Genomic DNA, 24,813 nt, shown 5'->3' on the forward strand with positions numbered 1-24,813 from the left:
CATTTTTACCACTTTTCATCGTTTTCCCATTTGTTTATCTTTTTAACAAACACTCTACCGTGTTCTTTATTATGGCAATCCACACAGACTGTTTCTAAGTTATCTATTTCTAATGCAAGTTCTGGATGATGTTCTAGTTCTTTTATATGATGGACAACGAGCTGAATCTTCTTACGCTTTGCACTCTCACTGTATTCATTGGTGTCCACACGAACACTACCATTACGTTTACACTCTTGGCATTCATAGTTGTCTCGCTTCTTTACTTGCTCACGTATACTCTTCCACTCACTACTGTCATAGAACTTACGCTTCTGTTGTTTGGTTTTGTATTGCTTCATGATCCTCATCCTTATTTACTTATTTATATTTGTAGGATTTCAATCTTTTTTGTCGAATATATTTATACCACAAGAAAGGAGGTGCTATAATTATGGATGCAATTGAAATCCCAAAACTATTAAAAAATGGTATTGACCTAAAGGCAACTACTATTACTAGTTTTGGCCATACAATAGATGCTATTAAATCTGGTGAAATAGAAGGTGTATCTATTCATCCAGATACTAAAATCACACTATTTACAGCTTTCGGAATGATAACAGGTAATTTGCTCAATTCCCATTTACCAAAAAGTGAAGAAGAAAAAATGATTGAGCGTTTTCATGAAGGTGCTTTCGATTTCCGTAATTTACAAATCAATAGGCTTTCTGATGAAGAAGACATCACGGAAATATCTAACAAAACTGGTAATATCGCATTAACTAACGTTGAAGTTTCTTACTATGCAAATCCATCTAATATCCAAAACTTTTCTTATTTACTTGTATTTGCTGATCAAGTTGTCGGGCTAACTTTTGGGAACAAAGCTTAATATCTATTTTAATCAAAATATTTTCTTTCTTTTCAGCCTCTGTTACCGCAGAGGCTTTAAACTTTTGCTCGTCCATCTTTCATCCTCCTCCAAAATAAAAAGCACCCGAATGGATGCTTTGAAATTGGTTATTAATTTGTGCTTTAATTCCGGTACGTGAAGTTTCATCCTTATTCCAATCACCTAATGATAAATCGCTGATATGTATCAACAATATTAAGTAACTGGAAGAAGAGCAAAAGCTCTCCTTAATAACGGTATCATTCAATCTTTACCATCTGCTGGTTTCGGATTTTATGTGCCATCATTACGAACCGTTTAGAGTTTTAGAAACAATATAGTGAGTTGTGTTTCCCGCCACTTCCCACAATACAAATATAACACGTTAGTTCAAAAATAACCGACACATTTCCTGCCAAAAAGCGGTCACGACTCTGCCAACCTTTTATAGTTCAAATTTTTCCACTGCATCTGTTAATTCCACTGGTACACCAAATATACTTTTTTTCATTTCTGTCATTTTCTTTTTAATAATCCACTTTGGATAATTCAATTCTTCTAACATATTTCTAAAATAAGTTGGATTTAGCTTTAACACATCAGGATTTTTCCCAGTATTCCTTTTGTATCTAATTATTACTTCTAATAGTTCTTCATTTAACATGAATCACCATTACCTCCCCCTTACATTTTATATTTATGTATATACACCATTCAATTCCTTGATACTACCACTTACCCATATCTTATATTGTGTGTAACTGACCCCTTCGCTGAATCCCTTGGTATCATTGATTTCATTTAATTTTCTCTTTTGAGTTACACAGTACGAAAATTATGAGTAACTATATAGGGATACCACCAGCATTTTGCAAAATAACCTACGCTATGCGGAAAAATAAAATAAGCTGCCCATATGGACAACTTATTTACATAATTATCGTTACCAGAAGTAAAATTCAACTCGAAAATAGCTAATTTTATCAGTTGTGGAATGTCTGAAAAAAATCAAACCAATGATATTGTTGAGATCCTTTGGCAATTTCTTGCTGTGATGACTATCATAGTGACTTTTTCTCCAGCAATAACTATTAGTAGCTAATTACCATAAGGACTTATTTTTGAAATTTGCTATTTTTTAGAAAGTGTGTTAATTTAAGAAAGACCTATTTTTGTTTGGCTTGAGATTAAGAATAAATTTTGTTTTTCGTCTAAGGTATTTGAGCAAGGGTAGTAACATATGTGTGGGTATCCACACTAGGAGGCAACAATTATGGAACAAGGTAAAGTAAAATGGTTTAATGCAGACAAAGGTTTTGGATTCATCGAGCGTGAAGGTGGAGAAGACGTATTCGTACATTTCTCAGCTATCCAAATCGACGGTTTCAAATCTTTAGACGAAGGACAACGTGTAACGTTTGAAGTAGAAAAAGGACAACGTGGCCTACAAGCTACTAATGTTCAAAAAGCTTAATATTAGCTGATGAAAGACCCTCTTGTAGGGTCTTTTTTTTTATTTTGTTACAATATTCCGAATACAATTTTTTCAAGGAGATTTGGGGTGCTTAACTTTTAATAAAAAAGAAGATGTTAGAAATCATAGTTTTAGCATTATGGGCTTTTTCTTTTAGTTATCTTGCAATTATATTAGGAATACCAAAAAACAGATTATATATAGTCGTAGGATTTTCAATCTTATTTGTTGGTGGAATTTTGATTGTGCCTCTATTTCAAAATAAGAATAAAAATGGAAAATAATTTTGTTTGATTGTATATCTCATACATGTCTCATTATTGGTAGTTAATACATCTAGAAGTCTACAAAAATATCCTCCAGTTAATTACTCTGGAGGATGTTCATATTTACATAATCATTCTTAAAAGAAGCCACACAAAATGAAACCTCTTTAGCTCCTAAAAGGCTTACTCTTATCTATTAATAACTGTACATCGCCTTGCTCCTCTACAGATTAAACGCTCGGCTTCTCTTAATGAAATTGGAACAAGTACAGCTTCATCAACATCGTCTTCTACATCAAAAACCGCAAATGCTTCCCCACCCACGATTAAAACACAAATGAATTCTACTTCTAAATCATCATGAGACCTAGGAATACAATTAGAAATAGTACAACGTTGAATACCTCCTGCTAACAATGTTCTAGCTTCTTGCTCAGATATTCGAATAAAAACAAATTCCTCTATGGCTACATTTCCAAATTCCACTTCAATTTCTACTAGAAGAAAGAATCTGTTTCTAATTCTCACTATACAATTTGCCCCAATTGAAATAATATCTTCATTCATTCTTTTCACCTCCTTTAATACTATATAATTCATAAAGAGGTGAAATGGTGTGGACAAGCAAACAAAAAAAACAGAAAAAACAACCTACACAACAGGAAGTTTTTTCTGTTTTTAGTCTGTATACGATATTCAAATTCAGTTAACATAACGTCTCATTATTGGTAGCAAGAAACCTTCTTTTTTTTGTTCTATGGATCTATTCATTTTTTATACATTCCTTTCCTAGCACGGTTTTAGGGTTTTAGGGTTCTTGTTTGTTACTGGAACTGTATAAAATCTTGCATAATCTTAGCGTAGTTTTTTCCAAAATACTGCGATACCCCTAGATTTAAAAAGAAATAAGCAATGCTTAGATTTTAAACCTAGTCATTGCTTTATCCATTGCATCTTGGTTTACGCCTATATAACGTAACGTGACTTTCTCTGAAGAGTGATTGAATATCTCCATGAGTAATGCTATGTTTTTCGTTTGCATGTACATATGATACCCGTATGTTTTTCTTAACGTATGTGTCCCTATTTCATCTAACCCGAACTCTGCCGCTGCTCCACTTAATATCTTATATGCCATGCTACGACCAATTGGACGATTCTTACCTTGTCTACTTTGTAATAAATACTCATTGTCTTCTCTTTCTATAATAAACCATTTAAGCTCTCTTTTCAGTGCTGCAGTAATTTGTATTCGTTTTTGTTTCCCTGTTTTCTTTTCCCGCATAGATATATGACTGCCTTTAACATCCCCTACTTTCAATTTCAAAATATCTGAAATTCTGAGGCCTGTATTGATACCCATAATAAAGAGAATGTAATTACGTAAGCTCTTTTCCTTAAAATACTCTTTTAACTGCTGTATTTGCTCTGGATCACGTATTGGTTGAACAAAATTCATTATTCATTACCTCCAGTTTCTTCTGCCTCATATACTTCTAATCTAAGAGCGAAAGCTAATTTATAAAAAGCATTAGATTTATTTCGTCTATACGTACGCTCACTCATACCAATTTCGTTATAAACCATGTAATCAAAGACTTCTTCGTCTTCTAAATATCGTTTTACAATAATATCCCTTTGGTTTTTACAAAAACGACTTAATGCCTTATCAATTTGAAAAGATAACCGTTGTAGTTTCACTTCTCTTTCACTCATAGCAACATTTGCTAAAGCAATATCTTCAGCTGGCTTCCCTACTATATTTGTTGGACCGTGATATCTTACCTCGCTAGATGCTGTAACCTTCATCTCATGTCTAATCATCCCAAATTGTCTATAAATACGAACATTTTCAAGAATCTCTTCTAAACGAGCCTGAGTTGCTTTGCGATCAATTTTAGGTAAGAAAGTTAATTGCTTCATAATATATAAACACCCCTTATATACTTTGTTAATAAAAAAATAGCGGACACCAAACTACAGAGCAATATCACTAATGCTCTTATAGTTCGATGTCCGCTGGTTCTTCCAGTAGGACTAAATGTTTAATTGGTATTATTATATCATTTCCTCATATTTTAGTAACTTTCTATTCAAATGATTATTTTGTTCAGTTTCTTATAAAGTGTTAATATTCTTCATAAAGGAGGTCTACTAATGAAAAATTCTTGGAAGAAAGTTTCTTTAATTGCTTTCATAGTAATTGTCCTTTTAATAATTTTATATTTTGGTGGCATGTCATTTTTTTGGAATCAACCCTGAATAAAACTTAATATTACGTCAATAATATAGACAACCCATTTCGAACCATATTCCATTACCTGAGCAGTTAGCTTTTGCTGGCTGCTCTTTTAATTGCACGTTTTTGTCTTAATACTCATATATTATTGAGAATCAAAATATGATTTTGTATTAAAGGAAAAGTATTCTTTTTCATTACTCCACTCCCTCTTTAAAGGGCGGCGTTTGAAGAAGGTCTTTAAAGAGGGAATACATTTAAAAATCTTGGTTACACTGTAAACAGGCTCGTGAATAGCCAATTTTACTAATACCCACTCTATGTCTATTACCTTGGGCCGAGCAATTAGCAAAAGCTAATTGCTCTTTTATATTGAGTTAATAATAAAACTTAGGTCTTATTCCTTTTCTACATCATATACTTTTAACCTAACTATCCAGCTCAAAGTGTTACCTCCTATCTTAAAGAGCACTGATGCATGGTGCTCTTTTTTAGTTTCCTTATTTCTATAAAATGAAATTTTTGTTTAGTTTCCTTTCATTTCCGAATAATATTTCCAACCCCGTTCATACTATTTTTGTAACTTAAAGTTACAAATTATTTCTGTAAGCGCAGCATTTCTTTTGTACAACGAGCAGTTAGTTTCATTAACTAGCTGTTTTGTTGTGCTTAATAAAATTTTCATTTAGCTTTCTTGCATAACATTTACAACTCTGTTCATACTATAGCTGTAACTCGCAATTACAAAAGCAACATTTAATAAGCACCGTTTTCTTTTCTTACCAGGACAGCTAGCTAATCACGCTAGCTGTTTTATTGTATAAAATGAAGTTTTTATTTAACTTTCTTGCATAACATTTTCACTTCTACTCATACTATAGTTGTAACCTTAAGTTACAATGTATTGTGGGTATTGTTCTTGTTGGACGATAAAGCAGTTAGTTCATTGAGCTAGCTGCTTTATCATTTTAATAAACATCAACATTTACTCAGTACAAAATAGCGTTTTTATTAAAAATGTTTCACACTCAGCAAAACATACAATATAAAAAATTTACTCATGAAAATCTGATTACATTTTTTTGAATATTTATCTCATGAAATATTCATTTAATTTACTAAGAGTGCATATAAAAATGCGCTCTTTTTATTTCTTAGTAAATAAGGATGGTATTGAGCTTACTTTCCATCATTCTTTATCCCACCCATTTCCTTCTTTACCGATCCATCTACCATTCTTTTTTTGCATGTCAGCTTTTTTGTTTTCCTCAGATCTAAAACAAAAATATAATAGCCCACAAGTAATAACCGAACCTACAATGTATCCTAAAAGGCATCCTAACCAAAACATACTGTAACTCCCTCTTCTGAATTAATTTCATATATTCTTAACTTACTAAAATATTCCTCTTTCTGTACAGCATTCAAAATGTTTTACAATAACGATTTTATTAAAACTTTTCACCTTTTAATCGGACAAGCATATATTATTGTATGGAGGCATCCTCTCATAAAAATCTACCTTTCTTGTCAAAGAGCATGCTTATATGTATGCTCTTTTCTCTTGTTATGAAATACAGATCTTTGTATAAAACTGCACCTCTCTAAAAACTATACATACAATATCTTGGGTATCCTTTTTCAACATTAGTTTTGGTCATAAAGCGCCTTCCTCACAAGGCGCTCTTTAATTTTCAAATAAGGATTTTGTTTAAAAATTCATTAACCTTATTGATTCCTTTGCATACATTACAATCACAAGGAATTGTACAGGTTTCCCTAGGCCAGTTACCTTGTATTCCTTGCACACCTTAAGGGAAGAATCCGTTTATAAGAAACGGGTTCTTTTATTTTGGTTTATAAAATAACTATTTTGTTAAATTTCTAGATTCACAAAGTACTAACTTTATAAAATGAATTCATATACATTTATTGAATACATATTAAGTTCATATACAATCAAATAATTTAGGAGCTGATTAATATGACAAGCAAACCACTGGTAATAACGCTTCCCCCTATATCAAAAACCAAAATTACTTTTTATTCTTCTTCTGGTGACGTAATTAACCACACTTTTTTTACAAACGAGACTTCAGAACCTATAGCAACGTTTGCATATTGTCCTATAGACTTTGAAAGATTTGAAACTAAAAGAATGCCAGTCCTTATAAAATAACTGTTCATTCTCATTTACGAATAATCTTTTTTGCATTACACATACTACATCTGAGCGCTCTCTCCCTGGGCTTCGCTCTTTCAAAACGGAAGGCACTCCTCCGTGCAGTGTATGAACATAGCAGGCAATCTAGTCAGTTGCCTGCTATGTTTGTTTATAGGTGTAAAGATTCTTGTACAAAATAACGCTTTTGTTTAATGAAAATCAATTAACTATAATTTGAAAAATCGGAAAAATTTACTCAATGTTTTTTCTGAATACTCATGCTATTATTTATGTGCTGATGTTCACCATCCCAAGAACTCAGTAATTTCATCCACAGGCTTCACTCTCACCCTTTTGAGAGTGAAGCCTTTATTTATAAGGATTATCCTCAATATTTATTAATACAAAATTCAAATTTTGTTAAAACGAACTTACTTATTCCAGTTTCAATAAATTATACATAATCCGGTAATAATAAACATGCTCATCATCTTTCATGACTTGTTCCAGTAGTCCTAACCGAGAGAGTTGTCCCAGCCACGTATCGAACTGCGTAGCCGGGATTTCTTCACCTACTTGGTGCATCTTTTATGTCTATTACTATGTAATTTACTAGCAGTGATCATTTAATTTAACACAATCACATCACATTCTCATAGCATATTTAATCATTTTCATTAAACATAAAATATAGTATAGTACCGAAAATAAAAAACATAAAAAAAAGAGAATGTCTTCAAAAGTTAATCTGTGGATACTTTTTTGACATTCTCTTTTCTTATTTCAAAGGTTTCAAACAAGAAACTTATAAGCGATTATACGAATGTTATACCCGCACTTGCGAATCCTGTAATAGCAGTAGCTATATCGAAACCAGGTGTAGTTGATGAAACAACAAGTAATATCTTATCTTGTGGAGCTACCGCAATTGCTTCTCCGACAATACCACTTGAAGTAGCACCGATAGCAATTAGACCACTAAATGCTGGTGTTAATAGTAATGGTACACCTACTGGAGTGAAAGTATTACTTGCTGCTGGCGCGCTGTACAACTGCATTTGAATTTGTATGCTTCCTAACGCTAAAGCAACCGCTACAGTTACACTAAAGAAGCCTGCTAACGAAGTAATTGTACCTGCGCGAGGGGCTACAAATGCAAAATCAAATACTGGAGGTACAGGACCTATAGTAATTGGACCACCAGGTGGGACAATTACAGGGAAGAATGAACTTCCAAATCCAAGAAGTGCTCCTGTGTTTGCCAATCCACCTAAAACAGTTGTTAATGCTACTGGTCCACCTGATGCAAACGGAATAACCGCTCCAGCTCCTGTTGCTCCTGTTAGGCCTGTTGCTCCTGTTAGGCCTGTTGGACCTGTTGCTCCTGTTGGACCTGTTGGACCTGTTGGACCTGTTGCTCCTGTTGCTCCTGTTAGACCTGTTGCTCCTGTTGCTCCTGTTAGACCTGTTGCTCCTGTTGCTCCTGTTGCTCCTGTTGCTCCTGTTACTCCTGTTGCTCCACCAGTACCTGCTGGACCTGTCGCTCCTGTTGGGCCTGTTGCTCCTGTTGGACCTGTTGCTCCTGTTGCTCCCGTTGGACCTGCTCCGGTTCCTGCTGGGCCTGTTGGACCTGTTGGGCCTGTTGGACCTGTCGCCCCTGGCGTAGCATTGATTAGTTGAATTAATAAATTAAAAAGAAGTTGTAAAGTTGCAGAATCAACATTTGAGTTGCAGGATATAGGGATAAGATCTAAAGCGAAGAAGAATTGTGCAAGGGCGCTATAAAATTGTTGCAGTAATGTTGACAATTGTCCTAAATTAGGAGCTGGAGATTGTAATAAAACTAAAATACTTTGAGTTAATTGTTTCAAAAAATTAACTTCTGGGGAAGGTAATAAGGAATTTAAGAAAATTAAAAATTGATTAAACAAATTGAATAACGCTACTCTGTTTGCATCACTTGGATTTGCAAAAAATGCTGAAATAGCTGATACTAATGAGTTTAGTAAGGTAATTAATTGACTTAATTGTTCCCTAGTAATAGGAACTGACTGTGGATTTTTACAACAATCTGCTGAAAAAACAATCGGATTGCAGTTATTATGATCAAAACAATCATTATGTTTCATTTATTTCCTCCTTATTTAATAATTTTGAGAGAATACTCTTATACTAAGAAACACTCAATTGTAATAGCGTTGAATATTTTTAAATATTCATTTTTCTTAGAATAAAAATAGTTACTAATAATTAAACTATAAAAATTCAGTTTAATTACTTTCACAACTCACATAATATAAGTATACGCATCTATTTATCTAGTGCTTAGATTAATTTCCTAATAAAAACGCATATTTTTAAAGGAATACATTATTACTCCTATCAACGTGTTTATTTTATCAATAAACGAAAAGACATATTAATTTATAAGTTCAATAATTCCATTCTAGAGTAATATCAAATGAAGTTTTTTGAAAAAGTTTAATCCTCACAACCTAGTTGTTTGTATCATGAGTTTCTAATAATGCATTGTATTTTCCATTAAGAGCTAATCATTTTGCTTTTGCCGACTAATTTTTATTTCTTTGTAACAATTTATACTCATCTTACATACATTATCTTGAATCCTTACTTTTCAAACCATTTAATTGTTCATGACTCACAAACATTAACAATATTTGAATGGTGTACTGATTCATAGAAGAGTACCATATAATGGTACTCTTTTTTATTTTTTTGTAACAACTTATACTGATCTTACATACATTATCTTGAATCCTTACTTTTCAAACCATTTAATTGTTCATGACTCACAAACATTAACAATATTTGAATGGTGTACTGATTCATAAAAGAGTACCATATAATGGTACTCTTTTTTATTTCAACAATTTTATATGAAATCTGTATACTTTTTTGACCAATTTCTAATAAAATTTCTTAAACCCTTAAATAATATCATTGATTATTTACTCCGAGAAAAGAAATTTTTCGAAGACCCCTTTTTTAATACACTAAATTTTGGTCATAGAGCGCTTTAAAAAACGCTCTTTATATTTGCTAATAAATAACCATTTTGCTCAAACATACTCACGGTTTATATAAACAAAGCATATATTTAAATAGACAAGACATAGCTTTTTATTATACATGCACATTTTTTGTGCATGTTTTTTCTTCAATACAATAACTATTTTATTATATTCCTTGCACTTTTAAATGAGACAAGCATATGTTGTAGTATAGTGTTTCATCACTTATTTACACTTCCTTTTTTCAAGAGTACATATTCAATATGTACTCTTTTTGCATCAATATATAATAACGCTTTTATTAAAAAATCATTTGCTTGCTTATACATCTGTAATGGGAATAGCGGTAATAGTATTAAAAATACTCCCATCGAAAAAATTATCCATTGATTCATGTGTAGGTAAGTAATTAGTTAGATATAAGTAAGTTGCATACATCAAAGGGATATATATTGAAAGTGCCAATATCTTCAGGAATAACCTTACATACTTCATTACATCAACACCACATTTCTTAACAAAATTCAAATTTGATTATAATAACTGTGTTTTTCGTTCTTCCATACGAATTACTTTTCCACTTTGATATACAAATGATTGTTCACCAAATCCACCTTGAGGTGGTTCTATTAGCTGAACCTGACCATTTTTAACAATATATATTCCGTTTGTTTTCAAATCTATTTCAGCTGTCATTTCAACAAGATTTTCTTTCCTAATTCCCACCAAGATCACTCCCATATGTTATAATTACTTTGTCGAAGTAAGTTGAGAGTGATCTCAGCTTTTTTTATTTGTCTATAGATATTGCACAACATTTTCTGGAACAAATGCTTGTTCCAGTGATAGATGGAGCCGAATTGGAATCGGCTTTTTTTCATCCCTTGCTTGCTTACACATTTTTTCTGCCTCTTCCCATACAAATTGTTTATCCTCCACTCGCTTATAACGCCAAATCCCAATTGTGTAATCTTCAAACAACTCATAACGTTCATCAGGCGCTGTCGTTGGTTTTAACTCATCAATCGCTTTGGCCTGACGTGGTATTTGTACAAGCACATCTGCATACCGTAATCTTGAATTCAAACGGTGAATATGAGCTTTCTTAGAATCAAATGATACAACTGGCTCCACATCAAAAATTGTTAATTGCTTTGGCATTGTTTTTCCCCTCCAATACCTGCAAGCTTGCAATTAAAATTCCTTCAAGCTGCGTTAACGTTAGTTGATCTAATGTTTGTCCGTTAATTTCAGCTAATCCTAAACCCAATAATTTACGAATGATTATTAGTTTTCTACGTTCTACTTCCTGACGTAACAACATGATTAAGCCTCCTGTTGATGATTGAACTTTCTCTCTAAATTTACAAACTTACTAAATTCTTTAATGAATGCTAGTTCAACAACACCAACTGGACCGTTCCTTTGTTTCGCTAAAATAATTTCCGTTATGTTTTTATTTTCTGTCTCGCGGTCATAGTAATCTTCACGGTATAAGAATGCGATTAAATCCGCATCTTGCTCAATTTGGCCATTTTCACGTAAATCTGATAGCAATGGCCTCTTATCTTGTCTACTTTCTACAGCACGACTTAACTGTGATAATGCAACTACACATACATTTAGCTCTCTTGCCATCAGTTTTAGCTTACGACTAATCTCACCGATTTCTTGCATGCGGTTCCCTCTATGCTTTGGATCCCCTACAATAAGCTGCAAGTAATCAATTGCAATTAAAACCTTTTTATCAGGGTACTTACGCTTTAGTTTCCTAGTTTTAGCGTAAATCTCTTGCATCGTGACATTTGCTTTATCGTAAATTTCTAATGGCAAATCATTAATTAATCCCATCGCTTGACTAATCTTTTCCCAATCCTTTAAATTACACAGCTTCTTAGGATTCTTTAATTTTGTAGCATCAATATTTCCAGTACTTGAAATCATCCTCTTAAGTAGCTGTTCCTCCCCCATCTCGAGCGAAAAGATTCCTGTTGCTGTATGAGCACTTGCTGCATGAAAAGCAACGTTTAATACAAATGCTGTTTTCCCCATTGAAGGACGGGCACCGACAATGATTAAATCACCTTCTTGTAACCCTGCTGTCATTCTGTTCAGGTCGTCATAACCAGTTGGTATACCGGTTAAATCTCCTACATCAATTTGCATGTTCTTATACAAATCAACCAGCGTATCTTTCAAGTTAAACTCATCTGAGTAACCCGTTTCTTCAATGGCGCTTAATTCATCAATTGATGTACTAATAGCACTCATATCCCTATCTTGCTGAAGGCGGTTATATAAGTTACCAGCAACCTCTTGAGCATGTCGCATTTTCCAAGCTTCGATAACTAAGCCTTCGTGATACGAGAAATTTTTAGTAGTCGTAACAACTTCTGTTAAGTTTACAAAGAATTCAATTCCGCCAATTTGATGCATAAAGCTTTCATCGAATTTTCCAATGAGAGCAACAAGATCTATCGGGACCTCAGCATCCTCTAATTCTCTCATTGCCTTGAAAATCACTTGGTGCGTTGGTAAAGAAAACTGTTTTACCTTTAGCTGACAATCTTTAATTAAATCGCCTTCTTGGATTATGCTACCTAAAACACTTTGTTCAGCTTCTACATTACGAATCATATCGTTACTCATTTGGCCAACCACGCATTCTGTTGGTTAAGTACTGCAAGTTCTTCTTCTGTTGGAATGTTCTGCTCCCATGCTTGTTGCTGCTGTATTACGTTTTTAGTAGATTCCGATAGGCCTTTTTGTTGATAAGGTGCTTGTGTCTGTTGCTGAGCTTTCGTTAATCGCTGAGCACGAAATGCTTTATCGGCAGCCTCAACATCAGTTACTGTTTTAAAGCCTTTAAGATGCCAATCTCTTAAAATCGTATTTACGTAAGACATGTTTCTCGTATTTTTCTCTAAAGCAATCTCCATAGCCTTAATAACTAGCTCTGCATTTAAATCATCTATCCAAGCATAAATACCATCCGCGATAAAAGGTGTAATGAATCCGAAGTTTTGCTCGTAAAAAGAAATTGGATTAACCTCAACAACTTCTTCCGCGCCTGCGCGTTCTTCTTGTTGTTGTTCTTTTTCTTCTTCTTTTTCTTTTTCTTCTTCCTTGCTAGGGTCTTGGAAGCCCCTTATAAGCCCCTCCAAACGGACTGATAAATACTCCTTAATACGAGGAATTTTAAAATCTTGCTCTTTTTCTAATTGCAAACAAGTTTCATAGAAATCAACTAAAAAATCCTGGTCCTTCACAGATTGAATCTCTTTTAAAACACACTTTTCAATGTTTACATTTTTAATTGGATTGAATTTCAACCAGTTGATTAAGAACAACTCTTTTGTTTTTTGGTTGTAATTAATTTTTCCGTATTCAGCAAAACGTTCTAATAGCTTCATAACAGTTTCACGGTTATATCCTGTATCAGTTTCAATGATACGAAGTGGAAGCTCATAGATTCCTGATTGAGACGTCTTACTGTTTGTCATCAAATATAAGTAGAAATACTTCTCCTCCGGTGTAAGATCTAAAACAAATGAATCCTGCCAAAATGAAACGTGTACTGGTCTATAAACTGCCATATTATTCATCCTCCCGTTTACATATCGCGAATCCGTCCTCTACACGTAATAAGCGATAATTCTTGTATCCTATTTTGAGATATTGTTTTACTAAGTAAATTAGGTGTTGCTCTGATGTTGCTTGTTGAAACACTTTAGGGTTCAGCAACACTCTATGTAACGATTTGTCTAAAAGCATGTAGCACACTCCGTTGTTATACGAATGCTAATTTGATATAATTAATCCTAAGATCTTTTGCAAGACCGTTTGTCTATCACTCTGCCAAGTGATAGATCTTTTTATTTTCTACGTGTTACTAACGAAGCGTTAACTCCTCTTACTCTTAAATCTTTAATCACTACACGATAACTCATCGATGCCTCATGTTCCTCTTTTGTATCACGAAGCATTTTAAATTCCCTTATACATCGCTCCAGCTCTTCTTCCCAGTGATTTGATTCTTCGGTTGATTCTGCATTAAACATGTTATGAATACATTCGCTCATACAGTTACGAAGTTTATTCGCAAACGAAAAATCCCCAGGAAGAACTAGATCATGAAGACGATTGTCTTTATCGTTCATGAATTACATCTCCTTTCTATTTGAGTTGATGCTGTACGCATCGTTACAACCAGAAAGGAATATTGTAGGGGTATGGGAGGAACAATCCTTTTCTGGTCATAACGACAAGCACAGTGGCTTGTCTAATTACTAAAAATATCTAAAAACCTATTACTTTGGTATAATCTCCCATAGAGGGAGGTGTTACATATGAAAGACATTGTATTTACTTTAGAATTTGATGACGACATAGCTAACTCACGTGCCAATGATTATTTAGAACAAGGTTGGACGCTATTGCATGTTGGTACAAAGCTAATCGACATCCATAACGAGCAAGCATACTACAACACTACTTATGTTGTAGGTGCTAACCAAGAGCAATACGACAAGTACAAAAAAGAGTTAGAAGAAGATAACCTCAGTTTAATTTAATGATTTTTCACAAGAACTATTAATAACCCTTTTATAAAGCTCTTCATCTACCACATGAAGAGCTTTATTAACTTCCACATAACTCAAACTACTATTCAAACATGCCGTCTTAATTATCTCCAATAACTCGACGGCCCCTGATTTGAGATCCTCTCTCCTAACACTTGTTGGTTGTCCGTCTGTCAATTGAATCCTTTTCATCTTCACTTTCCTCCCCCATACAGTTTTGACTGATGCTGTACGCATCGTTACAACCAGAAAGGAATATTGTAGGGGTATGGGAGGAACAATCCCTTTCTGGTCATAACGACAAGCACAGTGGCTTGTCCAAATGATTTATATAATGTTATAATTGCTTTACGATATTTTTCAGAGCTACTGTTGTCTAGGCGGTAGCTTTTTTATTTACCCATTTATGCTTCAAAATAAATGATGCTTCTATAATTTTGATTCGAATCCCCAACAATTTCTTCTCTTGCTTTAACTCAGCTGTTTTTGAATCCTCATTAAGTAATTCTGCTATTTTAATTTCACCAGTTAGTTTTGCATCATATCGAATTAATTCCTTGTATTCTCTTAGACTCGGTTTCTTATAATCTACTGTCATTTTCTTTCCTCCTCTACAGCACCCTTGTTAAATTCATTAAGCTATCTACCGATTGAATAATAACGTTCTCCGCCATAGCCTTTTGCAACCAACTTCTTTGTATTTGTTCCATAATGCCAAAATGAACTTGTTCAAGAGCTTGTACTACACATTGAGTAGCTTGGATTGTATCGAAGATTTCTTTTGCATGAACTGCGTATTCATGTTTCTTTTTTTCATCATGCTTCCATGACCTTGTTGTAACTTGTAAGTTCATGATTTCCTTTGCTGCCGCAATTCCCTCTTCTGCTTGCTTAATGTAGTTCATCAATTGTAGATTTACATCTTGAGTTAAGCGTGGATCTGTAGGCGGTAACCCAACACCATAAATATGTTTGATTGCTTGTTGATTCAACTTTGCTCCTGTTGCATGGCACCAATCCATCGCAAGTTCAAATTCTGGTTTAGAAAGTCCAGATTCAATTCGGGTTAATCGTTCATGTGTAATGCCAAGGTACTTAGATAGCCCTTTCTTGGTTTTCAGCTGAACGTTGTCACAACATTCTCTAGCATTCTGTAATAATTCCCCTATTGCTGAATTGCAGTATATGCTTGTTCCCATATCTGTTCGCCTCCATATTTAGTTTTCAAATGGTTACAATGAACTTAGTACATATGTAACTTGTCTACTTTTCGTATAAAAAGAGAGGAACTATTCCTCAACGTTTTCTTTTACTTGTATCTCTTTGATGATGGCCCAACCAGCCTTGTAATATGCTTGACGGATTTTATCAATATCCTTTTTTGATTTTGGCTCAGGAGCCACAACATGGACTTTCGTTTTTCCAAATTCATAGGTCGCCGCATATTCTTCTTGTTGGCTCATAGTGTCACCTCTTGAAGTGCTTTTTATATGTTTATGCGACTGGTCTGTTGGTACTGCCATGTTAGTTGATGGCATTTTCTCACCTACTTTCCACCTCGAAGTATAAGATTCTTGTACTCTTGTACCTCAAATTAAATCCTTTATATCACGACCAAGAATAGTTGCTAATCTGATAGCCTTTTCAAGATTTGGATTACTATAACCATTTTCCCAATTACTTATTGTAGATTTTGTAACTTGCATTCTATTTGCAAGATCTTGTTGGGTTAACTTACTTTTTTTCCTAGCTCTAATTAATTTGATATTTTTGATCACTGTCTCGCTCCTTGTATAAGTATTTTGTACTTTTATTATAAGTATAAGATTCTTGTACGTCAATACAATTGTACAATTATCTTGTACAAAGTTTTACAATTAATCTATATAAGGTACAATATCTTTGTACTTTTTATTAACGGGAGGTGCTAAAAATGTTGAGACAAAGACTAAAAGAAACGCGCAAAACGCGTAAACTCACTCAGCAAGAATTAGCCGATAAAGTAAATACCACTAAAGGCACCATTAGTAACTATGAGAATGGTCATAGCACTCCCTCAAACGAAATGCTAAAAGATTTAGCGAATGTTTTAGGAGTAACAACAGATTATTTATTAGGAAGAGAAGATGAATCAAGAGTGTCGAATGCACTTCCTGATTTAAACAAAAAAGATACTCGTGATATCGCTCGTGACTTAGAAAAGACTTTAAAAGACTTAGAAAATAGCGAAGATGCTTTAATGTTTGACGGAGAACCAATAGACGAACACACAAAAGAAATGATTCGTATTTCTCTAGAAAACTCTATGCGCATGGCAAAACAATTGGCAAAACAAAAATTCACTCCAAACAAGTATAAAAAAGATTGAACGGAGCGAGAAATGAAAATTAAAGACTACGTAATGAAAATCGTAAAAAAACACGGCACAACAAACCCCTTTGAAATTGCTAAACGAAAAGATATTATAGTGTTGTTTGAAGACCTAGGGAATACTCTTGGTTTTTACAACACTTATAAACGCTTTAAATTTATTCATATTAATAATCAGATTAACGAAATTACTCAACGATTTGTTTGTGCACATGAATTAGGTCATGCTGTACTTCATCCTAAAGCAAATACCCCCTTCTTGCGTAACCAAACTTTCTTTTCAGTGGATCGCTTAGAAATCGAAGCAAATACATTTGCTGTAGAATTGTTACTTACCGATGAAATGATTTCTGCTTATAAAGATACTCGTTTATCTATTCAAGAAATTGCGGAGGCCCATGGGATTCCTGGAGGATTCGCCCGTTTAAAAACTTACGTTTATTAAGAAAGCAGGCGTAATTCTATTAACTTATGGAGGATTAATAATGAAAAAATACCTACTACCATTTACAGCGCTCTTTTTATCTATTGGACTAGTTGGTTGTGATACTAACAATCCAGTTAAAGAAGATAAACAACATGCACAAGAAGAAACGAAGAATTCAGAAGAACAACTTCAAAATCAAAAAAGACTAAAACAACTCGAAGAAAATGATTCCAGTAATCAATCAGCGCCAAAAATAGAAGGACCCGAATTGGAGCAATTCAAGGAGGAGCAAATAAGAAAAGTTCAAGCCGCTGATCCCGCTGATCCCGCTGATCCCAAGGAGAAAGAGGAAGCTTTCGATAGGGCGGCAGCCTCTCGCCGTGAACGATTCGAGAGACAAGAAATTGAAAAAATGGATTGCGATACAGCACGTTCTGCGTTATCCCAATTAGAAAAGATGGATAACAATCCAATCGCAAAAAAACAGGCAGTTGATTTTCAAGATAAAGTCGCAAAGTGCAACAAATCAGGTAATTAAACAACTAGAAAAATGTAAAACAATTGTAGAAGAATTTTTATCGTAATCTAAAATTTTTAATTATTACAGCTTAAAGCCAATACTCTATTTTCTGTAGGTCAATTAAAAATTGTAGCAAATACATTTGCATTCGAGCTCTTATTACCTGATGAAATGATTTCTGGATATCAATTCATTTATACAAGTAGTTGCTAAATTTAATAGTAACTCTAAATCTAAAAACTTAAGGAGTTGTGATATTACTATGGAAAAACTTATTGGACCCATTATTACTTTAATAATTGCTCTAATCACTAATGCGATTGCATTCTATCAATTTCGCGTTAAATTTAAAACCTTCAACGAATTTGACAAGTTGTTTCTGAATAAATCCGAACAAAAAAAACTTACTGATTTTCAATTCCTTTCCGATTGGTTATTTCTATTCTTTGCAATGTATTTAATGCCATTAATTGCATTCTATCAATTTGAGAAACCATCCAATAATTGGAGTCTATACCTAGGGACGTTTGGATTGCTATTCATGATAATTTCTATATGCTGCTTTGTACCCGTTTTTATTTACTCTTTTCAAAAAGACTTACCAATAAAAAAATATTCTAGAGCCCGCAAATGGGGATTAGCGAATATGCTATTAAGTTTAATTTGGATCTATCCAATTTCCTATTTAATTGTTACTGGAAAAAATTGGAATGTTTTGCCTGCTATAATTTTATTTGCTCTTTTGTATAGTTTGTTTTTAAACTTGGTTGCAAATCAAACAAAAAAGAAATTTTCTAATACAGAATACCTAGTAGATATTCTCACTGAAGAAGAATTAAAGCAAACCCCATTAATCCACGCTTATACTATCGATGATAAAAAATCGGTTTTATATCATGGTGGAGATTCCTCTAGAAAAACCTTTTACGTTTGTGATTTTTCTTCAAAAATATATTTAAGATATACTCCATTTCAAGAACTCGATCTAAACAAAAATGAATTAAGATCAGAGAACCATTCCCAATGATTCTAAAACAACTTACAAACAATAATTAAGTTAAATATAAAAGGTGTGCCTCTCTTAAGAGGCCATTCTTTTATTAATTATCATATTTATTTCTTCACAATGTTTGTTTTTCATATAATACATATTAATAAGGAGGTCTAACCATGAAAACTGCAATCTACCTAAGAAAATCTCGTGCCGATCTCGAAGCTGAAGCACGTGGTGAAGGTGAAACATTAGCAAAACACCGCTCTACCCTGCTGAAAATTGCCAAGGAAATGAACTTAAATGTTTTATCTGTCCGTGAGGAAATTGTTTCTGGTGAGAGCTTAGTGAAACGCCCTGAGATGTTAGCGCTACTTGAAGAGATTGAAGATAATAAATATGATGTTGTTCTTTGTATGGATATGGACCGTTTAGGTCGTGGTGGTATGAAAGAACAAGGAATCATTTTAGAGACGTTTAAACGCTCGAATACGAAGATTATGACACCTAGGAAGACTTATGACCTTAATGATGAGTGGGATGAAGAATACAGCGAATTTGAAGCGTTTATGGCTCGTAAGGAATTAAAGATTATTACACGACGTATGCAACGAGGTCGTGTCGCCAGTGTAGAGGCTGGGAATTATCTTGGTACACATGCACCATTCGGATATGATATCCATCGCTTAAATAAGCGTGAACGTACTTTAACGATTAATCCAGAAGAAGCTTCAGTTGTAAGAATGATATTTGATTGGTATGCAAATGAGGATATGGGGGCAAATGCAATTAGAAGCAAGTTAAATGATCTTGGCTACAAAAGTAAGCTAGGTAATGAATGGAACCCCTACAGCATCTTGGATATATTAAAAAACAATGTTTATATCGGAAAAGTAACATGGCAAAAGCGAAAAGAAGTAAAACGGCCTGATGCTGTAAAACGTAGCTGTGCAAGACAAGATAAATCAGATTGGATTATTGCTGATGGAAAACATGAGCCCATCATACCCGAAAGCTTATTTGAGCAAGTACAAGAAAAATTAAACTCAAGATATCACATTCCCTACAATACGAACGGAATAAAGAATCCATTGGCTGGTATTATTAAATGCGCTAAATGTGGTTACAGTATGGTCCAACGTTATCCAAAGAATCGAAAAGAAACGATGGATTGTAAACACCGTGGCTGTGAAAACAAATCAAGTTATACTGAATTAATTGAGAAGCGTTTACTCGATGCATTAAAAGAATGGTACATCAATTATAAAGCTGATTTTGAAAAACATAAGCAAGATGACAAATTAAAAGAAACACAAGTCATTCAAATGAATGAAGCTACATTACGCAAGCTTGAAAAAGAATTAGTGGATGTCCAAAAACAAAAAAATAATTTACATGATTTATTAGAACGTGGCGTTTACACAGTCGATATGTTTTTAGAACGCTCGAATGTAGTTTCTGACCGTATAACTGAAATTACTTCCACTATGGAAAACTTAAAGAAAGAAATTAAAACCGAAATTAAGAAGGAAAAAGTCAAGAAAGATACAATACCTCAAGTGGAGCATGTTCTTGATCTGTACTTTAAAACAGATGATCCAAAAAAGAAAAACAGCCTCCTAAAGTCGGTTTTAGAAAAGGCTGTTTATAAAAAGGAAAAGTGGCAAAGGCTCGATGATTTCGAACTTGTGCTTTACCCTAAGCTCCCTCAAGATGGCGACATATAAGCGTTTATGCTTTGTCGTCACCTTGTTGGTGTAATTAGATTTACCCCATTTAACCCTAAAGCATCATTCGTCGAAACCGCCAATACGACAGGCTTGCCATTTCTTAGCGTCGCTTTTGCTGCCATTAGTACTGGAGAATCTGTCATTGCATTTGCAAATTTACTCATAGAATTTCCTGTTAAAGGAGCGATTACCATGCAGTCTAATGGAATTTTAGGTCCAAGTGGCTCTGCTCCAACAATTGAATTAATTGCTTTAAAACCTGTTATTTCTTCAATCTTCTTAATCCACTCTGCTCCTTCTCCAAATCTAGTATTTGTTGATTGAACAGTGTATGAAACAACAGGACGTACTTCTGCTCCTTCAGCAATTAATTTTTCTAAGTGCGGCATAACTTCCTCATACGTACAATGTGAACCTGTAAATCCGAAACCAATTCGTTTCCCCTTCAAACTCATTTCTTTTCCTCCTCCTTTGCGATTGCATCTGCTGCTAATAACTGAGAAAGAACATTTGCTAAGATTTGCCCAGCCGTTTTTGGGGCAACAATACCTGGTAATCCAGGTGCTAGCAATGCTTTGACTCCTCTTTTTTCCGCATATCTAAAGTCGGTACCGCCTGGTTTAGAAGCTAAATCAATCACTAACGTATGAGCTGGCATTTTTGCAATAACATTCGCTGTTACAACGAGGTGCGGAATCGTATTAATTACAATATCAATATTTCCTACTTCTTTCTCTATGTCTTGCATATGAAAAGGAGAAAACATCATTTCTGTAATACGTGCAATATGTTCAGATCGTCTTGCTCCAACTTTGACATGGGCTCCTAATGATTGAAATGCTCTCGCAACACTCATTCCTGTTCTACCAAATCCTAGAACCATTACATTGGACCCATGAATTGTATAGTCGGTATGTTGAATTACCATCATTAATGTACCTTCTACCGTTGGAATAGAATTGTATATTGCTACATCATCACGATCAAATAATTTAACAAGTTTTCGGTTCGTAGTAGATACGAGATTTTCCAAGTAAGGTGTACCAATACCTGAATATATAGTAAAGTGTTCTGGTGTATTTTCAATTTGTTCTTTCGTTATTGAAACTTTTTCATTTGAAAAAATAGTATCTACTTCTCCTTTGGCATTTGTACCGGCAACCGGCAAAATAATTGCGTCTACAGAAGTGAAATCTAAATTTTGTATACTTTCTTTTGCTGCCCCTGTGAAACCATGATCTAACTGATCAAAACCTATCAAAGAAAGTTTCGCATCCAATTCAACTAGCTTACGAATTACTTCTAGCTGCCTTGCATCTCCTCCTATGACAGCAATATGCATCTCAGTCAACATTCCCTAATTCACCTTCTTTTTCTGTCATTTATAAGAAAAGTGCCTACTTTTTCTTTTTCCTCCACATCATATGTAATGTACGAGTTTATGGTGATTGAAAATCCAAATGCACATATGATTTATCAGGTTTCTATGTAGATACAAAAAAAGATGACCAAAATGGCCATCCTTCACTCCGAATTTGAACGATCTATACTATCACAAAGAAGCATATCGTGTCCGACTTTCTTTATTTGACTCCATGCCACCCTTACTTCTTGTGGTTCCTTTTTAAAACCTCCCCACTTCCCTACAGGTATTATAAGTGTTTGTATTTGCCCGTCTTTCTCATTAATCTCTAAATCCATATAACCTAAGACTCCCATTTTTTCCGCTTTTTCTATATCTACAACCTCTTTACCACTTAATTCACTTAATCGCATACACACTCCACTCCCCTAATGAATTTTTCATTTGCATTGTCTATAATTAGTACCTATTCTATATGTATAAAAAAAATAACCTTCTCTCATTTAAAAAGAGAGAAGGTTATTTTTTATACATCGTAAAAATTGATTATAGTTTTATTCCTTTTGGAAGTTTTCCGTCTGGACTAATAAGTGCCGCAGAGAACTCGTCAGTAAACATATTGCGAATTAATCCGTCCACATTTTCTTTTGTTACAGTGTTTACACTTTCAATAATCTCATCAAGTGAACGATGTTTACGAAGAAGCAATTCATTTTTACCGTTACGGCTCATACGGCTATTTGTACTTTCTAAACTTAACATTAAGTTTCCTTTTAATTGCTCTTTACTATTCATAAGCTCTTTTTCTGTAATACCTGTATTTTTCAATGTCTCTAATGTTTCTTGCATTGTTTCATACAATGTATCTAATTGTTGGCTACCTGTTCCACCGTAAAGTGTTAACATGCCTGTATCTTCATAAGAAGAGTGGTAAGAAAATACTGAGTAAGCTAATCCACGTTGCTCACGTACTTCTTGGAATAAACGGCTACTCATGCTACCGCCTAAAACATTATTTAATACAATTAAGTTATAAATATCTTCGTGTCCCATTTGTAAGCCTTTATATCCTAAACATAAATGAGCTTGTTCCGTTTCTTTTTTACGGGCTACCTTATTGAAATGGAAAATTGGGCTATGTACTTGTTCACGGTTTGTTGTTCCTTCATAACTACCGAAATATTGCTCCACTGTTTGTAAAAATGCTTCATCAATATTTCCTGCGATTGATACAACTACATTTTCAGGTGTATAATGATCTTTTATATATTGACGTAACGTATCACCTGTAAACGTATTAAGCGTTTCTTCTGTTCCTAAAATAGGATATCCAAGTGGATGCGTTTCATATGTTGCTTTCGTTAACATATCATGCACAATATCATCTGGAGCATCTTCGTACATTTTAATTTCTTCACATACGACATTCTTCTCTTTTTTCAGTTCTTCCTCATCAAATGTTGAATTAAAGAACATATCTGCTAAAACATCTAAAGCATATTTAGCATGCTCATCTAATACTTTTGCATAGTAACATGTATATTCTTTTGAAGTAAATGCATTCACTTGACCACCAATGCTATCAAATGATTCTGCAATCTCTCGTGCACTACGTGTTTCTGTCCCTTTAAAGAACATATGCTCTAAAAAGTGAGAAATCCCATTATTTTTTTTATTTTCATTTCTTGATCCCGCATGGATCCAAATACCAATTGCAACCGATCTTACAGTTGGTATATTCTCCATAACTATTCTTACACCATTTTTACAAGTATATTTTTTAATCAAAAACTTTCCTCCTACTGCCAGTTTCTCTAAATAAAACGCTATTATTTAATGATAACAAGTTTAAGGATGAATGTCATGCAAATGTATTTAATCCACACGTTTTTCATCCAGTAATTCAGTTATATTCCCCACTTTATATCCTTGTTCCTTCAATTTTGTAATCATTATATCTAAAGCCTCTGCTGTAGACGAAGTAGGATGCATTAATATGATAGCACCTGGATGTATTTTTCTCATTACTCTCTGCAATAGTACATCCGGCTCAGGTCGCTTCCAATCAATCGTATCTACAGTCCACATAATCGTTCCCATTTGAAAATCATCTGCAATCTTTACGACTTCATCTCGAAAACTTCCACTCGGCGGGGCAAACCATCTTACTTTTTGATTCGTTACTACTTCTATCATTCGATTTGTTTTTTGTAACTGCTCTCGTATTTCATCAGACGATAACGTTTTCATATTTGGATGTGTGTATGAGTGATTTCCAACTTCTTGTTTTGCATCGACAATCATTTTTGCAAATCGCAAATTTTCTTTCACCCAACGTCCTTCTAAAAAGAAAGTGGCCTTCACATCATGCTTTTTCAATATCTCTAATATGCGAGGCAAATACTCATTTCCCCATGCCACATTTATTGTTAATCCTACCATCTTTTTATTTGGATGCCCTCTATAAATTGGAGCTGGTGATAAATCTTCTAAATGAACACTCGGTGAGACTTCTTTGAATTCAAGATATTTTTGATCAAATTCCTTTAGCTTCTTCATATTATTATACGATGCTTCAATATCCACTTGTCTTCCATTATATCCAGGTGTTGCCTTCCATATTTTATCAATCATCGCATTTTGAGGTGCAATCTCATACTGTTTTGCATGCTTTTGAATTTCTTCATGCAAGTTATCTTGCGCAAAAACAGAATAAGAGCCTAAACTGACATATAAAGAAAATATACATATGTATGCCAATATACGAACTTTCATATAAA

The 24,813-nt window shown here is 33.9% G+C and carries 33 protein-coding genes and 1 pseudogene; 8 read left to right on the top strand and 26 right to left on the bottom strand.

Annotation, left to right across the window (positions count from 1 at the left end):
• Positions 1–5: 5 nt before the first annotated feature.
• Positions 6–341 (bottom strand): HNH endonuclease, encoded by a 336-nt coding sequence (locus tag GBN91_RS00005; protein WP_152121188.1) that lies wholly within the window; start codon positions 339–341, stop codon positions 6–8.
• 92 nt (positions 342–433) lie between these two features.
• Between GBN91_RS00005 and GBN91_RS00010 the strand changes: the two genes are divergently transcribed.
• Positions 434–874: a hypothetical protein gene (locus tag GBN91_RS00010; RefSeq protein ID WP_152121189.1), complete on the top strand. Its 441-nt coding sequence runs from the start codon at positions 434–436 to the stop codon at positions 872–874.
• A gap of 79 nt (positions 875–953) precedes the next feature.
• On the opposite strand, the gene GBN91_RS29395 is transcribed toward GBN91_RS00010, so the two are convergent.
• Together GBN91_RS29395 and GBN91_RS00020 are read right to left on the bottom strand one after the other, a co-directional pair.
• Positions 954–1,085 (bottom strand): hypothetical protein, encoded by a 132-nt coding sequence (locus tag GBN91_RS29395; RefSeq protein ID WP_264299173.1) that lies wholly within the window; start codon positions 1,083–1,085, stop codon positions 954–956.
• 234 nt (positions 1,086–1,319) lie between these two features.
• Positions 1,320–1,538: a hypothetical protein gene (locus GBN91_RS00020; protein WP_152121191.1), complete on the bottom strand. Its 219-nt coding sequence runs from the start codon at positions 1,536–1,538 to the stop codon at positions 1,320–1,322.
• A gap of 609 nt (positions 1,539–2,147) precedes the next feature.
• Here GBN91_RS00020 and GBN91_RS00025 point away from each other — a divergent pair.
• A complete protein-coding gene (locus GBN91_RS00025; protein WP_098580785.1) occupies positions 2,148–2,348 on the top strand; it encodes a cold-shock protein in 201 nt (66 codons plus the stop codon).
• 455 nt (positions 2,349–2,803) lie between these two features.
• On the opposite strand, the gene GBN91_RS00030 is transcribed toward GBN91_RS00025, so the two are convergent.
• The 13 genes from GBN91_RS00030 to GBN91_RS00080 all read right to left on the bottom strand — a co-directional run bounded on the left by GBN91_RS00030 (position 2,804) and on the right by GBN91_RS00080 (position 14,209).
• Positions 2,804–3,181, bottom strand: a complete 378-nt coding sequence (locus GBN91_RS00030) for a hypothetical protein (protein WP_001001282.1) — start codon at positions 3,179–3,181, stop codon at positions 2,804–2,806.
• 349 nt (positions 3,182–3,530) lie between these two features.
• Positions 3,531–4,073, bottom strand: a complete 543-nt coding sequence (locus tag GBN91_RS00035) for a site-specific integrase (RefSeq protein ID WP_074554391.1) — start codon at positions 4,071–4,073, stop codon at positions 3,531–3,533.
• The gene (locus tag GBN91_RS00040; RefSeq protein ID WP_152121192.1) at positions 4,073–4,537 is read right to left on the bottom strand and encodes an ArpU family phage packaging/lysis transcriptional regulator; all 465 of its coding nucleotides are present in this window, start codon (positions 4,535–4,537) and stop codon (positions 4,073–4,075) included. Before GBN91_RS00040 ends, GBN91_RS00035 begins: the two co-directional genes overlap by 1 nt.
• 1,505 nt (positions 4,538–6,042) lie before the next feature.
• A complete protein-coding gene (locus GBN91_RS28695) occupies positions 6,043–6,204 on the bottom strand; it encodes a hypothetical protein (protein WP_193222107.1) in 162 nt (53 codons plus the stop codon).
• A 692-nt stretch (positions 6,205–6,896) separates the two neighbouring features.
• Positions 6,897–7,040, bottom strand: coding sequence for a hypothetical protein (locus GBN91_RS28700; protein ID WP_193222108.1), 144 nt, complete (start codon positions 7,038–7,040; stop codon positions 6,897–6,899).
• A 792-nt stretch (positions 7,041–7,832) separates the two neighbouring features.
• Positions 7,833–9,146, bottom strand: a complete 1,314-nt coding sequence (locus GBN91_RS00050; RefSeq protein ID WP_193222109.1) for an exosporium glycoprotein BclB-related protein — start codon at positions 9,144–9,146, stop codon at positions 7,833–7,835.
• Between the two features lie 1,124 nt (positions 9,147–10,270).
• On the bottom strand, positions 10,271–10,420 hold the full coding sequence (locus GBN91_RS28705; protein WP_193222110.1) for a hypothetical protein: 150 nt from the start codon (positions 10,418–10,420) through the stop codon (positions 10,271–10,273).
• 163 nt (positions 10,421–10,583) lie between these two features.
• Positions 10,584–10,775: a DUF3954 domain-containing protein gene (locus tag GBN91_RS00055; RefSeq protein ID WP_016077319.1), complete on the bottom strand. Its 192-nt coding sequence runs from the start codon at positions 10,773–10,775 to the stop codon at positions 10,584–10,586.
• 72 nt (positions 10,776–10,847) lie between these two features.
• Positions 10,848–11,210 (bottom strand): cell division protein SepF, encoded by a 363-nt coding sequence (locus GBN91_RS00060; protein WP_152121193.1) that lies wholly within the window; start codon positions 11,208–11,210, stop codon positions 10,848–10,850.
• On the bottom strand, positions 11,185–11,373 hold the full coding sequence (locus tag GBN91_RS00065; RefSeq protein ID WP_000926798.1) for a hypothetical protein: 189 nt from the start codon (positions 11,371–11,373) through the stop codon (positions 11,185–11,187). Before GBN91_RS00065 ends, GBN91_RS00060 begins: the two co-directional genes overlap by 26 nt.
• Positions 11,374–11,375: 2 nt before the next feature.
• Positions 11,376–12,698 carry a replicative DNA helicase gene (dnaB, locus tag GBN91_RS00070; protein ID WP_016077317.1) on the bottom strand — a complete coding sequence of 441 codons (1,323 nt, stop codon included), beginning with the start codon at positions 12,696–12,698 and terminating at the stop codon, positions 11,376–11,378.
• Positions 12,695–13,645 carry a DnaD domain-containing protein gene (locus GBN91_RS00075; RefSeq protein ID WP_152121194.1) on the bottom strand — a complete coding sequence of 317 codons (951 nt, stop codon included), beginning with the start codon at positions 13,643–13,645 and terminating at the stop codon, positions 12,695–12,697. The genes dnaB and GBN91_RS00075 overlap by 4 nt, the downstream gene beginning before the upstream one ends.
• Before the next feature lie 279 nt (positions 13,646–13,924).
• Positions 13,925–14,209, bottom strand: coding sequence for a hypothetical protein (locus GBN91_RS00080; protein WP_152121195.1), 285 nt, complete (start codon positions 14,207–14,209; stop codon positions 13,925–13,927).
• Between the two features lie 189 nt (positions 14,210–14,398).
• Between GBN91_RS00080 and GBN91_RS00085 the strand changes: the two genes are divergently transcribed.
• Positions 14,399–14,623, top strand: coding sequence for a hypothetical protein (locus tag GBN91_RS00085; RefSeq protein ID WP_071728550.1), 225 nt, complete (start codon positions 14,399–14,401; stop codon positions 14,621–14,623).
• Here the strand turns inward: GBN91_RS00085 and GBN91_RS00090 are convergent.
• The 5 genes from GBN91_RS00090 to GBN91_RS00110 all read right to left on the bottom strand — a co-directional run bounded on the left by GBN91_RS00090 (position 14,615) and on the right by GBN91_RS00110 (position 16,410).
• Positions 14,615–14,824 (bottom strand): hypothetical protein, encoded by a 210-nt coding sequence (locus GBN91_RS00090; protein WP_071728551.1) that lies wholly within the window; start codon positions 14,822–14,824, stop codon positions 14,615–14,617. The genes GBN91_RS00085 and GBN91_RS00090 overlap by 9 nt on opposite strands.
• A gap of 184 nt (positions 14,825–15,008) precedes the next feature.
• Positions 15,009–15,230, bottom strand: a complete 222-nt coding sequence (locus tag GBN91_RS00095; RefSeq protein ID WP_152121196.1) for an RNA polymerase subunit sigma — start codon at positions 15,228–15,230, stop codon at positions 15,009–15,011.
• 13 nt (positions 15,231–15,243) lie between these two features.
• Entirely contained in the window at positions 15,244–15,831 is a 588-nt protein-coding gene (locus GBN91_RS00100) for a sporulation sigma factor-processing peptidase (protein ID WP_070179463.1), read from the bottom strand.
• 90 nt (positions 15,832–15,921) lie between these two features.
• Positions 15,922–16,170, bottom strand: coding sequence for a hypothetical protein (locus GBN91_RS00105; RefSeq protein WP_098300748.1), 249 nt, complete (start codon positions 16,168–16,170; stop codon positions 15,922–15,924).
• A gap of 51 nt (positions 16,171–16,221) precedes the next feature.
• Positions 16,222–16,410 (bottom strand): helix-turn-helix transcriptional regulator, encoded by a 189-nt coding sequence (locus GBN91_RS00110; RefSeq protein WP_061654401.1) that lies wholly within the window; start codon positions 16,408–16,410, stop codon positions 16,222–16,224.
• A gap of 155 nt (positions 16,411–16,565) precedes the next feature.
• Here GBN91_RS00110 and GBN91_RS00115 point away from each other — a divergent pair, with 155 nt between their 5' ends.
• The 5 genes from GBN91_RS00115 (at position 16,566) to GBN91_RS00135 (ending at position 20,667) form a co-directional block, all read left to right on the top strand.
• On the top strand, positions 16,566–17,000 hold the full coding sequence (locus tag GBN91_RS00115; RefSeq protein WP_061654403.1) for a helix-turn-helix domain-containing protein: 435 nt from the start codon (positions 16,566–16,568) through the stop codon (positions 16,998–17,000).
• Positions 17,001–17,012: 12 nt separating this feature from the next.
• Entirely contained in the window at positions 17,013–17,447 is a 435-nt protein-coding gene (locus tag GBN91_RS00120) for an ImmA/IrrE family metallo-endopeptidase (RefSeq protein WP_098926875.1), read from the top strand.
• 40 nt (positions 17,448–17,487) lie between these two features.
• Positions 17,488–17,967 (top strand): hypothetical protein, encoded by a 480-nt coding sequence (locus tag GBN91_RS00125; protein ID WP_152121197.1) that lies wholly within the window; start codon positions 17,488–17,490, stop codon positions 17,965–17,967.
• 244 nt (positions 17,968–18,211) lie between these two features.
• Entirely contained in the window at positions 18,212–18,976 is a 765-nt protein-coding gene (locus GBN91_RS00130) for a hypothetical protein (RefSeq protein ID WP_086389456.1), read from the top strand.
• 143 nt (positions 18,977–19,119) lie between these two features.
• Positions 19,120–20,667, top strand: a complete 1,548-nt coding sequence (locus GBN91_RS00135; protein ID WP_152121198.1) for a recombinase family protein — start codon at positions 19,120–19,122, stop codon at positions 20,665–20,667.
• 32 nt (positions 20,668–20,699) lie between these two features.
• Here the strand turns inward: GBN91_RS00135 and dpaB are convergent.
• From dpaB to GBN91_RS00160, 5 genes and pseudogenes are all read right to left on the bottom strand, one after another.
• A pseudogene (gene dpaB / locus GBN91_RS00140) lies at positions 20,700–21,125 on the bottom strand (dipicolinate synthase subunit B); the annotation flags it as partial.
• Positions 21,122–22,024, bottom strand: a complete 903-nt coding sequence (dpaA, locus tag GBN91_RS00145; protein WP_000954735.1) for a dipicolinic acid synthetase subunit A — start codon at positions 22,022–22,024, stop codon at positions 21,122–21,124. The pseudogene dpaB and the gene dpaA, both read right to left, overlap by 4 nt.
• Before the next feature lie 170 nt (positions 22,025–22,194).
• Positions 22,195–22,446 (bottom strand): YlmC/YmxH family sporulation protein, encoded by a 252-nt coding sequence (locus GBN91_RS00150; RefSeq protein WP_001239759.1) that lies wholly within the window; start codon positions 22,444–22,446, stop codon positions 22,195–22,197.
• 133 nt (positions 22,447–22,579) lie between these two features.
• Positions 22,580–23,821 carry a M16 family metallopeptidase gene (locus GBN91_RS00155; protein WP_152121199.1) on the bottom strand — a complete coding sequence of 414 codons (1,242 nt, stop codon included), beginning with the start codon at positions 23,819–23,821 and terminating at the stop codon, positions 22,580–22,582.
• Positions 23,822–23,908: 87 nt separating this feature from the next.
• Complete coding sequence (locus tag GBN91_RS00160) at positions 23,909–24,808, bottom strand: polysaccharide deacetylase family protein (protein WP_000868224.1); 900 nt, start codon at positions 24,806–24,808, stop codon at positions 23,909–23,911.
• Positions 24,809–24,813 lie beyond the last annotated feature (5 nt).

Source organism: Bacillus sp. B1-WWTP-T-0.5-Post-4 (assembly GCF_009183795.1).
Classification (GTDB): domain Bacteria; phylum Bacillota; class Bacilli; order Bacillales; family Bacillaceae_G; genus Bacillus_A; species Bacillus_A cereus.